This is a genomic window from Phytohabitans houttuyneae, assembly GCF_011764425.1.
GTDB classification, from domain to species: domain Bacteria; phylum Actinomycetota; class Actinomycetes; order Mycobacteriales; family Micromonosporaceae; genus Phytohabitans; species Phytohabitans houttuyneae.
The window spans coordinates 2,292,429-2,306,549 of record NZ_BLPF01000001.1; the positions used below are offsets into that span (position 1 = coordinate 2,292,429).

Annotated in this window: 16 protein-coding genes; 5 read left to right on the forward strand and 11 right to left on the reverse strand. The window is 71.1% G+C overall.

Translation table 11 applies throughout. From position 1 onward, the window contains the following. The first annotated feature begins 24 nt into the window (after window positions 1-24). Both Phou_RS10040 and Phou_RS10045 read left to right on the forward strand, forming a co-directional pair. A complete protein-coding gene (locus tag Phou_RS10040; RefSeq protein WP_173055577.1) occupies window positions 25-1,200 on the forward strand; it encodes a hypothetical protein in 1,176 nt (391 codons plus the stop codon). After that, entirely contained in the window at window positions 1,188-1,592 is a 405-nt protein-coding gene (locus tag Phou_RS10045; protein ID WP_173055579.1) for a type III secretion system chaperone family protein, read from the forward strand. The genes Phou_RS10040 and Phou_RS10045 overlap by 13 nt, the downstream gene beginning before the upstream one ends. Here Phou_RS10045 and Phou_RS10050 read toward each other — a convergent pair. From Phou_RS10050 to thyX, 9 genes are all read right to left on the reverse strand, one after another. Beyond that, a complete protein-coding gene (locus tag Phou_RS10050) occupies window positions 1,549-1,980 on the reverse strand; it encodes a DUF2784 domain-containing protein (RefSeq protein WP_173055581.1) in 432 nt (143 codons plus the stop codon). The genes Phou_RS10045 and Phou_RS10050 overlap by 44 nt on opposite strands. Before the next feature lie 290 nt (window positions 1,981-2,270). Continuing rightward, window positions 2,271-3,800 (reverse strand): S1 family peptidase, encoded by a 1,530-nt coding sequence (locus tag Phou_RS10055; protein WP_173055583.1) that lies wholly within the window; start codon window positions 3,798-3,800, stop codon window positions 2,271-2,273. Between the two features lie 124 nt (window positions 3,801-3,924). Next, the gene (locus tag Phou_RS10060) at window positions 3,925-4,113 is read right to left on the reverse strand and encodes a DUF397 domain-containing protein (RefSeq protein WP_173055585.1); all 189 of its coding nucleotides are present in this window, start codon (window positions 4,111-4,113) and stop codon (window positions 3,925-3,927) included. A gap of 111 nt (window positions 4,114-4,224) precedes the next feature. After that, window positions 4,225-4,422, reverse strand: a complete 198-nt coding sequence (locus tag Phou_RS10065; RefSeq protein WP_173055587.1) for a DUF397 domain-containing protein — start codon at window positions 4,420-4,422, stop codon at window positions 4,225-4,227. A gap of 96 nt (window positions 4,423-4,518) precedes the next feature. Further along, window positions 4,519-5,439 (reverse strand): helix-turn-helix domain-containing protein, encoded by a 921-nt coding sequence (locus Phou_RS10070; protein WP_308784436.1) that lies wholly within the window; start codon window positions 5,437-5,439, stop codon window positions 4,519-4,521. A 208-nt stretch (window positions 5,440-5,647) separates the two neighbouring features. Further along, window positions 5,648-6,472 carry a hypothetical protein gene (locus Phou_RS10075; protein WP_173055592.1) on the reverse strand — a complete coding sequence of 275 codons (825 nt, stop codon included), beginning with the start codon at window positions 6,470-6,472 and terminating at the stop codon, window positions 5,648-5,650. A gap of 106 nt (window positions 6,473-6,578) precedes the next feature. Beyond that, a complete protein-coding gene (locus tag Phou_RS10080; RefSeq protein WP_173055594.1) occupies window positions 6,579-8,267 on the reverse strand; it encodes a ribonuclease J in 1,689 nt (562 codons plus the stop codon). Beyond that, entirely contained in the window at window positions 8,264-9,157 is an 894-nt protein-coding gene (gene dapA, locus Phou_RS10085) for a 4-hydroxy-tetrahydrodipicolinate synthase (protein WP_173055596.1), read from the reverse strand. The genes Phou_RS10080 and dapA overlap by 4 nt, the downstream gene beginning before the upstream one ends. Window positions 9,158-9,216: 59 nt before the next feature. Further along, on the reverse strand, window positions 9,217-9,969 hold the full coding sequence (thyX, locus tag Phou_RS10090; protein WP_173055598.1) for an FAD-dependent thymidylate synthase: 753 nt from the start codon (window positions 9,967-9,969) through the stop codon (window positions 9,217-9,219). Between the two features lie 94 nt (window positions 9,970-10,063). Here thyX and Phou_RS10095 point away from each other — a divergent pair, with 94 nt between their 5' ends. Both Phou_RS10095 and Phou_RS10100 read left to right on the forward strand, forming a co-directional pair. Then, window positions 10,064-10,540, forward strand: coding sequence for a toxin-antitoxin system HicB family antitoxin (locus Phou_RS10095; protein ID WP_173055600.1), 477 nt, complete (start codon window positions 10,064-10,066; stop codon window positions 10,538-10,540). Window positions 10,541-10,551: 11 nt separating this feature from the next. Then, window positions 10,552-11,358: a DUF4097 family beta strand repeat-containing protein gene (locus tag Phou_RS10100; RefSeq protein ID WP_173055602.1), complete on the forward strand. Its 807-nt coding sequence runs from the start codon at window positions 10,552-10,554 to the stop codon at window positions 11,356-11,358. Between the two features lie 130 nt (window positions 11,359-11,488). Here the strand turns inward: Phou_RS10100 and Phou_RS10105 are convergent, their stop codons facing one another. Both Phou_RS10105 and Phou_RS10110 read right to left on the reverse strand, forming a co-directional pair. Continuing rightward, window positions 11,489-11,986 (reverse strand): DUF2752 domain-containing protein, encoded by a 498-nt coding sequence (locus Phou_RS10105; RefSeq protein WP_246273467.1) that lies wholly within the window; start codon window positions 11,984-11,986, stop codon window positions 11,489-11,491. Between the two features lie 4 nt (window positions 11,987-11,990). Next, window positions 11,991-13,196, reverse strand: a complete 1,206-nt coding sequence (locus Phou_RS10110) for a winged helix-turn-helix domain-containing protein (protein WP_173055604.1) — start codon at window positions 13,194-13,196, stop codon at window positions 11,991-11,993. 112 nt (window positions 13,197-13,308) lie between these two features. Between Phou_RS10110 and Phou_RS10115 the strand changes: the two genes are divergently transcribed. After that, a complete protein-coding gene (locus tag Phou_RS10115) occupies window positions 13,309-14,112 on the forward strand; it encodes a bifunctional DNA primase/polymerase (RefSeq protein ID WP_246273469.1) in 804 nt (267 codons plus the stop codon). Window positions 14,113-14,121 lie beyond the last annotated feature (9 nt).

Below are 14,121 nucleotides of genomic sequence, written 5' to 3' on the forward strand. Positions count from 1 at the left end.
GACCGCAGGTATAGGGGAGACCGAATGACCACCACGCATGAGCTGCAGGAAGCCCTCGAAGAGGCGCGTGACCTGCCCGACGGCGACGGCAAGATCGCCGAGCTGGAGCGCATCGCGGCGCACGCCGACGCCGCCGGTGACGTGCGGCTGGGCTACGACGCCCGGATCGACCTGATCGACGCGTACAACAACCACACCGAGCGGTGGCGCATGCTGCCCGCGTTCGGGTGGTGCCTGGCGGCGTACGACCGCGACCCCTCGATGTTCGAGGAGTGGGACGGCGAGCAGCTGCGCTGGTACCACAAGTGGGCGGTCGCCACGCTGCGCAGCACGCCGCGCGTGGGGCTGGCGCAGACGCAGGCCGCGCTCGACGACATGGAGCGGCGCTTCCGGGCCGGCGGGCACAGCATGCAGACCATCTACAACCTCCGTTGCAAGATCGCCGACCACATCGGTGACGAGCCGGAGGCGCGCAAGTGGTTCGACCTGTGGCGCACCGCCGAGCGGGACGAAAACAGCGACTGCGCCGGCTGCGACCCCTCCCGCCAGGCCGAGCTGCTGGCCGGCTGGGGCGAGTGGAACGACGCCGTCCAGACCGTCGAGCCCGTGCTCAGCGGCGTGCTGGGCTGTGCCGAGCAGCCGGAGAAGGCGCTCGTCGCGGTGCTCATGCCGTACCTGAAGCTGGGCCGCTACGAGGAGGCGGCGAAGGCGCACGTGCGGGCGTACCGCCGCCACCGCCACGAGCGCGACGCCTTCTCGTTCCTGCCCGAGCACATGCGCTTCTGCGTGCTGACCGGCAACGTCGACCGGGCGGTCGACATCCTCGCCGAGCACCTGAGCTGGCTCGACCGGCCGTACGACGACGCTTCGGCGATGGAGTTCGCCGCGATCGGCGCGCTGGTGTGCCGGCTGGCCGCTCCGACCGGGCGGATCGTGCACCGGCCGGCTTTCGAGAGCCGTCCCGAGGCCGACCTCACGCTGGAGCAGCTCGGCGCCGACCTGGCCGCGCAGGCCCGCGAGATCGCCGGCCAGTTCGACGCCCGCAACGGCACCGACCACCAGTCCCGCCGCATGGCGCAGTGGATGTCCGCCGAGCCGATGCTGGAGAGCCTGGAGCTGCCGCCGGACCAGCCCACCCCGTCGTACATGACCGAGCCCGGCCTGCCCCCGAGGGGCGCGACGAGATCGTGGCGCCGCTGAGCGTGCAGGGCATCACGGCAGCCCTGGACGACCGCGGCGACCGCTACTACGTCGACGAGGACGGCACCATCGGCGGGCAGTGGGGCAAGGGCATGGTCACGTTCGACCGGATGGGCGAGCAGGGCGAGATCCTCCACGTGCGCGTGGTGGCTCAGCGCCGCCTGCCGGCCGACCGCCTCATGGAGGCGTACGCGTTCTGCAACGCCTGGAACCACGACAAGCTGCTGCCCAAGGCGTACGTGCACGACACCGGCCAAGGCGACCTCATCCTGGCCGGCGATATCACCACCGACCTGGAGCACGGCGTGGCGGCTCCCCAGCTGGGGGTGCTGCTGCACGCGGCGATCGTTACGAGCGCCCAGTTCGCCGACGAGGTGGCCGACCTGCCGTAGCCTGCACCACCGCCACGGCGCCGTCCCCGCGGGGGCGGCGCCGTCGCATTACCACCACGAACCCGACCCACGACCCGACGACCGCGGTGGCGGCCAGCACCTGCATCAGGGTGGTGAACCGCTCGGGGTAGACGACGCCTTCGATGTACCGGTCGATGAAGCCCCTGGTCAGTCCCGGCTCCCCCGCCTGCCGGCGGGACCAGTCCTCGGCGTAGGTGAGGGGGCAGGTCAGGCGCGCCGCGATCACCACGAAACCCCACGCCCCGGCGGCCAGGTGCAGCCAGATGGTGCGCGGCCATCGCCAGGCCAGGAAACCACCCACGACCACATAGGCCACGAACGCGAAGTGCAGCCCGAGGATCGCGGTGGTGAGCACGCGGTACCCCACCCGGCCAGCGTATGCCGCCCTTGCGCCGCCGCCCTGGTGTCGCGTACCTAGAAAGATTCAAAGACTGGATGCCGGCGCCCCGTACCTGGGCGCCGGCATCCGGCCCGCCCGCTCACCGCCGGCCCGAGATGGCGGTGTACGGGCTCTTTCCGTGACCGCCGCGGCGGCCGAGGAGGCGCGGTCCGCTCGCGGCGCGCCGCGGGCCCGGCTGGCAGGGGCCGGATGTGCCCGCAGCGCCTTGCTGAGATTCTTGTCGCGCCGCCCCCGCGACCGGGGGCGGCGCGCCTGGGTCATGGGGTGGAGAACCCCAACGTGTAGTCACCCGATCCGGTCTTTGACTGCACGCGGTACCGGTAGGTGCCCGCGTCGCCGTTGAAGGTCAGCGTCTCGTCCGCGTCGGGGCCGGTCGCGCGGGCCACGGTCTGCCAGGCACGGCCGTTCCAGCGCTGGAGGGACAGGTCGAAGTCGGCGCCGTCCGGGCCGTCGAGGCAGGCGGTCTGGCGCCCGGCGCCGGTGCGGAAGAAGCGGCCGTTCGGCTGGGACTGGCGGGCGCCGGTCCGGCTCAGCGCGCCGGCCACCGCGACCTCCTCGTCGGCGCACGCGCTGGTCGCCGGGGGCTCGGGCGCGGGCGGTTCGCTGGCCGGCGGGGTGCCGGTCGCGGGCGGTGGGGCCACCTCGCCGGTGGAGGTGACGAGGGTCAGCTGGTTGATCTGGAGGATCTCGGCCAGCGGCTGGAAGAACGTGGTGCCGCCCACCGTGCAGTTGCCCGAGCCGCCCGAGGTCACGCCCTGCGCCTGGTCGCCGGACATCCACGAGCCGCCCGAGTCGCCGGGCTCGGCGCACACGTCGGTGCGGGTCAGGCCGGTCACCGTGCCCTCGGGGTAGTTGACCGTCGCGTTCTTGGCCTGCACCACGCCGCAGAAGGTGCCGGTCGTGGAGCCGGAGCGGCAGATCGAGGCGCCGACCGGCGCTTCCTCCGCGCCCGCCACGGTGATCTCGCCGCCGTTGAAGTCGTTGACGACGGGACGCGGCGTCCAGTCACCGTTGACCTCGACCACGCCCCAGTCGTCGCCGGGGAAGGACGACGCCGCGAACGTGCCCTGCGCCTGCTGGTTGAAGCCCGTCGTCGTGGCACCGACCTGTCCACAGTGGCCGGCGGTCACGAAGCCGCCGACGACCGAGAAGCCGATCGAGCAGCGGGCGGCGTTGTTGATGAAGAACGGGTCGGCGCCGCGCACGTCGAAGAAGGGTGTCGGAGCCTCCTCCGTCGTCACCACCCGCACGCTGGAGGCCGGCGCGCCCGCGCCGCTCGCGAACTCGCGGGCCGCCGCCTCGCCGCCCTTGTTGGCGAGCACGACGACGGTGTTGGTGGCGACGTCCACGTACCAGCCGGGGAGGTTGGGCGTGGCCGCCTCCGAGCTCTGGTCGAGCGCGCGCTTGACCGTGTCGAGGTCGGCGGCGCTGCGGCTGACCACCTTGACCTCGGCGCCAGCGGCGCGCACCTTGCTGGCGAGCGCGGGGTCGGTCACCGCCACGGTCAGCGTGGTGGCGTCCTTGTTCAGCCAGGCACCGCCCCACGCGTCGGCCGCGGCGGCCTTGAGCTCGGCGATGGTACGGCCGGCAGCGCGCTCGGACGTCAACCGCGTCCGCGCCTGCGTCTGCGTCAGACCGAGGTCGCGCTGGAGCGCCGAGAGCATCTCGGGCTCGGGCGCGCCGGGCGCCGCGCCTCTCGTGGTCGCCACCGCCGGGATCGTCACCGCTGCCGCGGCTCCGGCTGTGGCCACCACCAGGCCTATGGTCAACGCCCGTCTGCGGTCCATCCGCAACACCTCCCACATAGCCGTACTGAACCGGCAAATCGGGGTACGGCCAGAGAGCTAGACGCGGATGAATGGGGAGCCGGTGGTGGATCTCACACGGAAACCGGGGAAAGTAGTGAACTGATCACTCTACGCGCTGATGCAGCCAGGCCACGAAAGTGATCCATTGCCGGGCCGAGAAGATCAGCCGCGGCCCATTCGGATCTTTTCCATCGCGAACCACCACCTCGTCCTTCTTTTGTGCAACTTCCACACACGCATTTGACTCGCAGTGCGCACTCCTGTGCCATTGAAGGCGTTCGGTGTCTGCCATCACCGACTCCGCTCTATGCAGGGGCATCCTCACGATACGTAATCGTCAGACCGAAAGGAAGAGGCGGCATCTTCGGCAGGCTCGCCGCTGATGCCGCCCCTCCATCAGGACTCAGTCGAACTGGAAGTCGCCGTCGTGCACACCACCCACGAAGGCGTCCCACTCAGCCCTGGTGAAGAGCAACGTCGGCCCATCTGGACGCTTCGAGTCGCGGATGGCGATGTCGCGGCCGGACTCGGCCACCTCGACACATGTGTTTGTGTCGCACCGCCCGCTCTTGCGCCAGACCAGCTCGGCGGTCTGCTCCATTCGGTTCTCCTCGGATTAGGTAAACAGAGAGTGTGTTACCCCCGGCCACGGGCGTCCGCGACACTGTTCTCGAGGATTACCGGGGCCGAAGCTTATCTAGCCGCCGCTATATCGCTCGCCGAGCATCTGCTCCGCGCGCGCAGCAATCAGGCTTGCCGACTCCGATTCGCTCAGCGACTCCTGCCAGAGGTGCTCGAAATAGCCGCGGTGGCGCATAAGCGCTTCGCCAGCGTGCACGACCTCGTCGAGAAGCAAAGTCTCCCGGTAGAGAACCGCATTTTCCTCATCGCCGAAATCGCAGATGAGAAAGGGGCCGAGCATCGCGACAAGCGCCCCCTTGGCGAACGGCACGACGCGAACCCGCACGTCCGGGCGGCTCATGATGGCGAGGAGCTGGCGCAGCTGCTCCGCCATCACCTCGACGCCACCCACGGGGCGGTGCAGGAGGGACTCGTCGAAGATGAAGTAGATTTCCGGCGGGTCGGCGCGGTTGAGCAGCTGCTCGCCACGGCGCAGCCGGGTCTCCAGCCGCGCTTCGCGGATGAGCGGGGCGAGCTCCGGCGCCCAGAAATCGAGCACGGCGCTCGCATACGCCCGAGTCTGGAACGGGCCGTGCACAAGCGTCGGCTGAAAGATGCGAATCGCTGTCGCTTCTGTCTCAAATTGCAGGAGCTGAAGCATCGGCGCGGTCAGGTGCTCGCGGTAGCGCGGCTCGTCCCACCATCCCCGCTGCCGCGACGAACGGGAGGCGCGCACCAACTCGTCGATCAGCCCGTCGTCATCGACGCCGAACAACTCCAGTAGCGCGAGCAGATCCGTCTTGGAGACGGTGACATCACCCTTTTCGATGCGGTTGACCTTGCTCAGCGACCAGTCAAGCTCATCAGCCACGTGCTGTTGGGTGAAACCTCTTGCCTCGCGTGCCGCGCGCAACGCGAGACGAACACGGCGGCGTGCGACCGCGGGCGGCTCAGGCGACGTCATGATCCAACCAGTGAGGTGGAGCAAACCTGCCATGTGGCAGATTGCGGTTCCGCCACAAGACACGATGCAGGACGTTACACGTGTCACTTCGGACACGCCAGGACGACACAGACGACTTTGCGGACGGCTAGTGCGCTGACCGCCAACCGTGGACCGGCTTCGCCGGCCGGGTGAACGTCGATGGCCACCGCACTAGAAAGCGACAGGTGCCGCCAGTATGGGCGGCACCTGGCCGAGATCGCTATGCGGTTGAGCCCACTCGCTCGCGGCCAATGCGGACCGCGACCGTGGCGAGTGCGGCTCCGCAGAGCGCGGCCAACGACCAGAGAAAAGCGCTTCCCAGCGTCACCGCCACCGCTCGGTGATCACCATCCGGCACCAGTGGCTGGAGCGCGACGGACACGGCGACGAGCATCGCCGGCCCGCTCACCGCGCCGATCACGGGGTGCGGGTCGGCGCGGCGGGCGGCCCACCAGCCCAGCAGCGCCGCCAGCAGTACGGCGAGTGCCACCAGCCGCACTCCCGGATCGGTGAGCGCCGGCACGGGCACGATGTGGTCCGTGCCCGGCCGGTGGTGTTCGTACGTGATCACCCCGGCCGCCACCGTGCACCAGATCCAGGCGACCCAGACGACGGCGGATCGACCGGCTCCCGGCCACCGCTGGATCGCCAGCGCCATCAGGCCGCCAAGGGCGGCGCCGATCACCACCGCTCGCGCCGCCTCCGCACCGGCGTCGAAGGCTGCCTGTGCCCTGGCCGCGGGCCCGGTCGCCAATCGCATCGCGGCCAGCGATCCCAGCACGGCCGCCGCCGTGACCAGGTGCCGCCACCGCAGATGCCGCGACAGCGGCGCGGCCACTGCGGCCCCCACCAGCACGGCACTCGTCGTGCACCAGGCTACGACGATCAACTGCGCCGGCCAGGCCGGGTTGCCGTACGACGCGTCGGTGGCGTGAAACGCCTGCTCCGGGTAGTAGACCCGGGTCCGCCCAGCCAGCCACAGCTGGGCCGACGCCACCGCGGCGGCCGACAACCCGGCTAGCGCGGCGGCGCCCAGCAGCCTCACAGCGCGTGCCAGGCCCTGCTTCGAAAAGCCTTGCCCGGACGGCGACCGACGGCGCCGGATCGCCGCCTGGATCCCGCCTCGCCTCGACACATCTGTTGAGACCGGCCTAGACCTCGACCACCGTCGGGACGATCATCGGGCGGCGGCGGTAGGCCTCGTTGACCCAGCGGCCGACCACGCGCCGCACGATCTGCTGGAGCTGGTGCGGGTCGGTGACGCCTTCCAGCGCGGCCCGGTCGAGTGCCTCCGTGATCAGCGGGATGACCGCGTTGAAGGCGGCCGGGTCCTCCGAGAAGCCCTTGGCCGACACCGTCGGACCGCCCACCACCTTGCCGGTCACCGAGTCGACCACGACCGTCGCCGCGATGAAGCCGCCGTCGCCGAGGATGCGGCGCTCGGTGAGCAGCGACTCCCCCACGTCGCCGACGGCGAGGCCGTCCACGTACACGTAGCGGCTCTTGACGTGGCCCACGAGCCGCGCACGGCCCTCGACAAGGTCGACCACGTCGCCGTCCTCGCACAGGACGACGCGGTCGGCCGGCACCCCCGACTCGATGCCCAGCCGGGCGTGCGCGCGCAGGTGCCGCCACTCTCCGTGTACGGGCATGAGGTTGCTCGGCCGCACGACGTTGAGCAGGTAGAGCAGCTCGCCGGCGGGCGAGTGGCCGGAGACGTGCACCTTGGCCACGTCTTTGTGGATCACGTTGGCGCCGGCGCGGGAGAGCTGGTTGATCACGCGGTACACGGAGGTCTCGTTGCCCGGCACCAGCGAGCTGGCCAGCACCACCGTGTCGCCCGGCGCGACCGTGATGTGCCGGTGGTCGCCGATCGCCATGCGGCCCAGCGCGCTCATCGGCTCACCCTGCGAGCCGGTCGACATCAGCACGATCTGGTCCGGCGGGAGCGTGGTCGCCTCCTCCAGGCCGACCACCAGGCCGCCCGGGATGCGCAGCAGGCCGAGGTCGCGGGCGATGCCCATGTTGCGGACCATGGAGCGGCCGATGAAGGCCACCTTCCGCTCGTACTCGTACGCCGAGTCGAGCACCTGCTGCACGCGGTGCACGTGCGAGGCGAAGCTGGCCACGATGATCCGGCCGGTGGCCTTCGCGAAGATCGAGTCGAGCACCGGCCCGATGTCGCGCTCCGGGGTGACGAAGCCCGGGATCTCCGCGTTTGTCGAGTCGGACAGCAGCAGGTCGACGCCCTCGGAGCCGAGCCGCGCGAAGCCTGCGAGGTCGGTGATCCGCCCGTCCAGCGGCAGCTGGTCCATCTTGAAGTCACCGGTGTGCAGCACGAGCCCCGCCGGGGTGCGGATGGCCACCGCGAGCGCGTCCGGGATCGAGTGGTTGACCGCGAAGAACTCGCACTCGAACGGCCCCAGCGGCTCGCGCCGCCCCTCGCGCACCGTCAGCGTGTACGGCTCGATGCGCCGCTCGGCCAGCTTCGCCTCGACCAATGCGAGCGTGAACTGCGACCCCACCAGCGGGATGTCCGGCTTGTGCGCGAGCAGGTACGGCACGGCGCCGATGTGGTCCTCGTGGCCGTGGGTGAGCACGATGGCCTGCACGTCTTCGAGCCGGTCGAGGATCGGCGTGAAGTCGGGCAGGATCAGGTCGACGCCCGGCTGCTCCACGTCGGGGAAGAGCACACCGCAGTCGACGACGAGCAGCTTCCCGTCGTACTCGAACACTGTCATGTTGCGCCCGATCGCGCCGAGGCCGCCCAGCGGCATCACGCGCAGGCCACCCGCGGGTAGCGGCGGAGGAAACTCCATCTCGGCGTGCGCCCCGGTCATAGAGGAAGCCCCGCGGCCCCGAAGTCTTCGCGCAGCTGCGCCATGTCCGCCTCGGTGGCGTCGACCAGCGGCGAGCGCACCGGACCGGCGGGCATCCCCTTGGCGGCCAGCGCCCCCTTGACCAGGATCGTGCCGGGGCTGCGGAAGATGCCCGTGAAGATCGGCATGAGGCGCTGGTGCAGGCTGAGCGCGCCCGCGACGTCGCCCCGCTCGTAGGACTGGATCATCTCCTGGGCGTAAACGCCGCTGAAGTGTGTCGACGTACCGACCAGGCCGACAGCGCCGATCGCGAGCAGTGGGAGCGTGAGCGCGTCCTCCCCCGAGTAGTACGCCAGGTCGGTGCGCTGGGTGACCCACGACGTCGCGATGAGGTCGCCCTTTGCGTCCTTGACGCCGACGATGCGCGGATGCTCGGCGAGGCGCACCATCGTCTCGGTCGCGATCGGTATGCCGGCGCGGTGCGGGATGTCATAGACGAGCATGGGCAGGCCGGTCGCGTCGGCCACGGCGGTGAAGTGGCGCAGCACGCCGGCCTGCGGCGGCTTGTTGTAGTACGGCGTGACGACCAGCAAGCCGTGCGCGCCCGCCTTTTCCGCTCCGGCCGCGAGCTCGATCGTGTGTGACGTGTCGTTGGTGCCTACGCCAGCGACCACCTTCGCGCGGTCGCCAACGGCTTCCACCACCGCCCGTATGAGCTGCTCTTTTTCCCCGTCGGAGGTGGTCGGCGACTCGCCAGTGGTGCCGTTGATCACCAGCGCGTCGTTGGCCTGCTCGTCCACCAGGTAGGTGGCGAGGCGGGCCGCTCCCTCAACGTCGAGCGAGCCGTCGGCGCGGAACGGGCTCACCATCGCGGTGAGCAACCGCCCGAAGGGTCGGTGGTCGTGCGTCATGCTTGACAACCTAGCGGACCCGCCCTGACCGGCCGAAGGGTTACGCCCGGTCGACGGCCTTATGACACCTGCGCGTACGGGCTCGACGCGATCTCGGTCCCGTCCGCTAGCCGCGAGATGGTGAAGTCGGCGAACACGTTGGGTGCGACGCCCTGCAACTGGCGCAGGCACTCGACCGCCAGTGCGCGGATCTCCACGTCGGCGCTCTCGGTCGCGCGCATCCCGACGAAGTGCCGCCAGGCGCGGTAGTTACCGGTCACCACGATCCGCGTCTCGGTCGCGTTGGGCAGCACGGCGCGGGCGGCCTGGCGGGCCTGCTTGCGGCGCAGCGTGCCGTTTTCCACGTCGGCGAACTTGCGCTCCAGCCCTTCCAGCAGCTCGTTGTAGGCGCGCAGGCTCGCCTCGGTCGCCTCGGCGAAGAGCTTGTGCAGCTCGGGGTCGTCGGCGATCACGTCGGGCTCGACCATCGCGGCCTCGCGCTCAGGCACATACCGCTGGGAGAGCTGCGAGTAGGAGAAGTGGCGGTGCCGGATCAGCTCGTGCGTGAACGAGCGGGACACCCCGGTGAAGTAGAAGGTCACCGAACCGTGCTCCAGCACCGACAGGTGACCCACCTCGAGGATGTGGGCGAGATAGCCCTCGTTGGTGGCGGTGACGGGGTTGGGCTTTTTCCACGACTGGTAGCAGGCGCGGCCGGCGAACTCGGCGAGCGCCTGACCCCCATCCGCGTCGGTCGACCACGGCACGTCGTCCGGCGCCTCGAAATGCGTCCAAGCGATGAGTTTGACCTGGGGCGGGACTACTTCCGGCATGGCCGCGAGCCTAGACCACCCCACCGACATCATCAGCACCGCCGTTTCACCACCGCGGCTTGCTATGACATCACGATGGTGTCATAGTGACGTCATGGACCTGGCACCGTACCTGGAGTCGCTGCGGCGAGACCTCGCCGCCACCGCCGCACCGGGCGGGCCTGACGTGGCCCGCACGGCTGACCTGCTCACCGGCGCGCTGGACGCGTCGATGCGGCTGTGCCTCCTGGAAGTGCTCTCCGACGCGGCGGACGAGATCACCACCAAGCTCCCGGCGGCGACCGTCGAGGTGCGGCTGCGCGGTGGCCAGGCCGATTTCGTGGTGACGCCGACTGACGTCGCACCCGCACCATCCATGACGCCACCCGAGCCATCCGGTGACGTCGCGCGGATCACCCTGCGCCTGCCCGAGTCGCTCAAGGACACGGCCGAGCGGGCCGCGGCCGCGGAGGGCGTCTCGGTCAACACCTGGCTGGTCCGCGCCGTGCAGGCCGCCGCGCAGGGCGGTCCGCCCACTCCACCGACCCGTGGCCCGACCGGCCGCCGGATCACCGGCTACGGCCGCGCCTGAGAGGAGCAGAAATGCCCGAGTTCACGACCCCTCGACCCGTCACCGCCGTCGTCAAGCTGCCCGGCGGAGCACTGGAGATCACCGCGGAGGAGCGCGACAGCGCCGTGGTCGACGTCCAGCCGTACGACGACCGTCCCGCCTCGCACGAAGCCGCCGAGCGCACCACCGTCGAGATGCACGGCGACACGCTGACCGTCTCGGCACCCGACGGCGGCTGGCTTGCCCGCCACCCGGCGGCGCTGCTGATCACGATCCGGGTGCCGCTGGACAGCCGGCTGCGCCTCAAGACCGCCTCCGCCGACGCCGCCTGCCGCGGCCGTTTCTCCGCCGTGGACGCGACCGGCGCCTCCGGCGACATCTACGTCGAGCACGTCACCGGCGACGCCAAGGTGAAGATCGCCAGCGGCGACGTCACGGCCGGCCGGGTCGACGGCGAGCTGCAGGTCAGCGGCGCGGCCGGCGACGTCACGGCACAGCACGTCGGCGGCCCGATCGACACGAGCGTGGCCAGCGGCAGCATCGAGATCGGCTCGGCCGGCGCGGGCGTAAAGGCCAAGACCGCCTCCGGCCACGTCCGGATCGGCGCGGCCCGGCGCGGCACGGTCAAGGTCCGCACCGCGAGCGGCGACGTCGCGGTCGGCGTGCGCACCGGCACCGGCGTGTGGCTCGACCTCGGCACGCTCTCCGGCCGCACCACGAACGACCTTGACATGACCGGCGGCGACGGCGGCGGGTCCGGCCACGAGCTGAGCGTCGAGGTCCAGACGGTCAGCGGCGACATCGAAATCAGCCGCGCACCAGCCGAGGCCGCGGCGTGAGTGCGCCGCCGCCCGCCCAGATCCCTTGACAGATCAGGCGAGCTACCGCGATGTCCGCGGTGGTCCGGACCGTTGCTCCCGCGGCCTCACCCTCCGCGGTGGCCAAGCCCAGAACCAAACCCCGGTCCGCCTAGACGTAGAACCAGGTGAACGGGGCCCACGGCAGGTTGCGCAGGATGCTGAAGCCCAGCCACACCGACAGGAACACGCCGATCATCGTGGGCGTGATGCGCAGCTTGGGCAGCGTCTTGCCGAAGACCCGCTTGCCGGCCCAGGCCACGTACACATACAGCAGGAACGGCACCGCGAAGATGAACAGCGCGTGGTGCCGGGCGGCGGCCGGGAGATCGCCGTTAATCATGTACCAGAAGGCGCGGGTGCCGCCGCACCCCGGGCAGTCGAGGCCCGTGGTGAGCTTGAGCAGGCAGGTCGGTGGCGCGTCGGCCGTCGACTCGGTCGGGTTGGCGATCGTCACGTAGCCGGTCGCGGCCGCCAGGCAGCCGAGCACCGCCACGGGGGCCAGCCACCGCGGTGACCGGGCCATCAGGCGGGTCAACCGGCCCGGTGGCGGCGGCACGAAATAGTGCGGGGGCGGCGGCGCGGATGTGGGGTCGGCCACGCTGGTCACCGGTTCACCGTACACCGAGGGCGCTTTTCAGCTTCAGGTCTCCACCCTCGGGCGGTGCCACCTCGGCGAGGCCCAGCCACCCCGCGAGCCGGTGCAGCTCGGCAGCGAGCGCCTCGGCGGTCGTGTCGTGGTCGGCGCCCGGCTCCAGCCACGCGGCCGGGATCCGCAGCACGCCGGCCTTGCGGTCGGCCTTGAGGTCGACGCGCGCGGTGAACCGGTCGCCCTGCAGGAACGGCAGCACGTAGTAGCCGTGGACCCGCTTGTGCGCGGGCGTGTAGATCTCGATGCGGTAGGTGAAGTCGAAGAGCCGCTCGGTGCGCGCCCGCTCCCAGACCAGCGGGTCGAACGGGCTGACCAGCGTGTCGCCCCGCACCCAGCGGGGCAGCTTTGCGTCGGCGTGCAGGTAGGCCGGCTGCCGCCAGCCGCGCACCTCGACCGGGACCAGCACGCCCTCCTCGACGAGCTCGGGGATCGCGGCCCGCGCGCCGGCCACCGGCAGCCGGAAGTAGTCGCGCAGCTCGAACTCCGCCGCCACGCCCAGCGAGCGGGCGGCCACCGCGACAAGCTCGCGGTATGCCTCGTCGGGCGTGGGTGTGGGCGCGGCCAGCACCGCGGCCGGCAGCACCCGCTCGGGCAGGTCATACACCCTGGCGAAGCTGCCGTTGCGCCGGGCGGCGACCACCTCGCCGGCCCAGAAGAGGAACTCCAACGCCCGCTTGACGGACGACCAGTTCCACCCCCAGTTGCCCTTTTCCCGCGGCGCCTCGTGCTCGATCTCGGCGGCGGTGAGCGGCCCGTTGACCGCGACCTCGTCGCGCACCCACGCGACGAGCGCGGGGTCCTCGTCGGCGATGCGCCGCACGTTTCCCCACGCGTGCGCGGCGGCCATGCGCCACCGCAGCGCGGGGTGCAGGGCGATGGGGATCAGCGAGGCCTCATGCCCCCAGTACTCGAAAAGCTCCGGGGGTCGCCCGTAGGCCGCACGGTCGAGCAGTGCCGTCGGGTAGGGCCCCAGCCGGCTGTAGAGCGGGAGGTAGTGGGCGCGCTGAAGCACGTTGACGGAGTCGATCTGGAGCAGGCCGGTGCGCGACAGCACACGGCGCAGGTGCCGCATCGTCACCGGCCCGGACGGCACCGGGTCGGCGAACCCCTGCGCGGCCAGCGCGATGCGGCGGGCCTGCGCGATCGACAAAGACTCTGGAACGGCCATCGGGTCGAACGCTAACCCACCGGTACGACATCTCCGCTCCGTGCTCGGACCATCGACGCTTAGTACATGTGTTCGATAGAATGTGGCGCATGGAGCCGCTGGAGGGCGCGTTGTGGTACGCGTCAGCGGGCGTGCCCGTCCTCCCCTGCACACCGGCCTCGGCGGTGGCCGCTGCTCGTGCCGCCGCCCGCACTGCGACCGCCCGGGCAAGCACCCGCGGTGGCACCCGCGCCTGATCACCGCCGGCCTGCACGAGGCCAGCACCGATCCGGAGCGGGTGCGCCGCTGGTGGGCCGCCTGGCCGGAGGCAAACGTGGGGCTGCGCACCGGCGTCGCCGTTGACGTGTGCGATGTGGACACGCCGGCCGGCCTGCACCTGCTGCGCGACCTCATCGGCGACGCGCTGGAGACGCCGCTGGTGCAGACCGGCTCGGGCGGCCTCCACCTGTACTTCGCGGCCAGCGGCGCGCCCAACCGCGTGCGCCTGCTGCCCGGCGTCGACTGGCGCGGCGAGGGTGGCTACGTGGTCGCCCCACCGTCCACACACGGCAACGGCATGCGCTACCGGTGGATCAGCCACGGCCCCGCGCCGCCCTGCCCGCCCGCGCTGCTGCGCCTTGTCATCCCGCCACCGCCGCCACCGCCGGCGGTGGTGCGCCGCCCGGGGCGGTATGCGGCCGCCGCGCTCGACAACGAGGTCACGCGCGTGCGCTTCGCGCAGGTCGGTGAGCGCAACAACACGCTGTACCGCGCCGCGCGCAGCCTCGGCCGGCTGGTGGCCTCGGGACTGCTCGACCCGTACGACGTGGTGAGCGCGCTGACCCCCGCCGCGCTCGCCGCCGGGCTGGGCTCCGCCGAGACCGCCCGTACCATCCACTCGGGCCTGACCGCGGGCCGCGGACGGCGGGTTGCCTGACCTACCGCG

What these genes read in the sequence shown, in the direction of transcription:
- Phou_RS10040 (WP_173055577.1), top strand. Translation starts at nt 25, where the DNA reads ATGACCACCACGCATGAGCTGCAGGAAGCCCTCGAAGAGGCGCGTGAC.
- Phou_RS10055 (WP_173055583.1), bottom strand. Translation starts at nt 3,800, where the DNA reads ATGGACCGCAGACGGGCGTTGACCATAGGCCTGGTGGTGGCCACAGCC.
- Phou_RS10060 (WP_173055585.1), bottom strand. Translation starts at nt 4,113, where the DNA reads ATGGCAGACACCGAACGCCTTCAATGGCACAGGAGTGCGCACTGCGAG.
- Phou_RS10065 (WP_173055587.1), bottom strand. Translation starts at nt 4,422, where the DNA reads ATGGAGCAGACCGCCGAGCTGGTCTGGCGCAAGAGCGGGCGGTGCGAC.
- Phou_RS10070 (WP_308784436.1), bottom strand. Translation starts at nt 5,439, where the DNA reads ATGGCAGGTTTGCTCCACCTCACTGGTTGGATCATGACGTCGCCTGAG.
- Phou_RS10080 (WP_173055594.1), bottom strand. Translation starts at nt 8,267, where the DNA reads ATGACCGGGGCGCACGCCGAGATGGAGTTTCCTCCGCCGCTACCCGCG.
- dapA (WP_173055596.1), bottom strand. Translation starts at nt 9,157, where the DNA reads ATGACGCACGACCACCGACCCTTCGGGCGGTTGCTCACCGCGATGGTG.
- thyX (WP_173055598.1), bottom strand. Translation starts at nt 9,969, where the DNA reads ATGCCGGAAGTAGTCCCGCCCCAGGTCAAACTCATCGCTTGGACGCAT.
- Phou_RS10095 (WP_173055600.1), top strand. Translation starts at nt 10,064, where the DNA reads ATGGACCTGGCACCGTACCTGGAGTCGCTGCGGCGAGACCTCGCCGCC.
- Phou_RS10100 (WP_173055602.1), top strand. Translation starts at nt 10,552, where the DNA reads ATGCCCGAGTTCACGACCCCTCGACCCGTCACCGCCGTCGTCAAGCTG.
- Phou_RS10110 (WP_173055604.1), bottom strand. Translation starts at nt 13,196, where the DNA reads ATGGCCGTTCCAGAGTCTTTGTCGATCGCGCAGGCCCGCCGCATCGCG.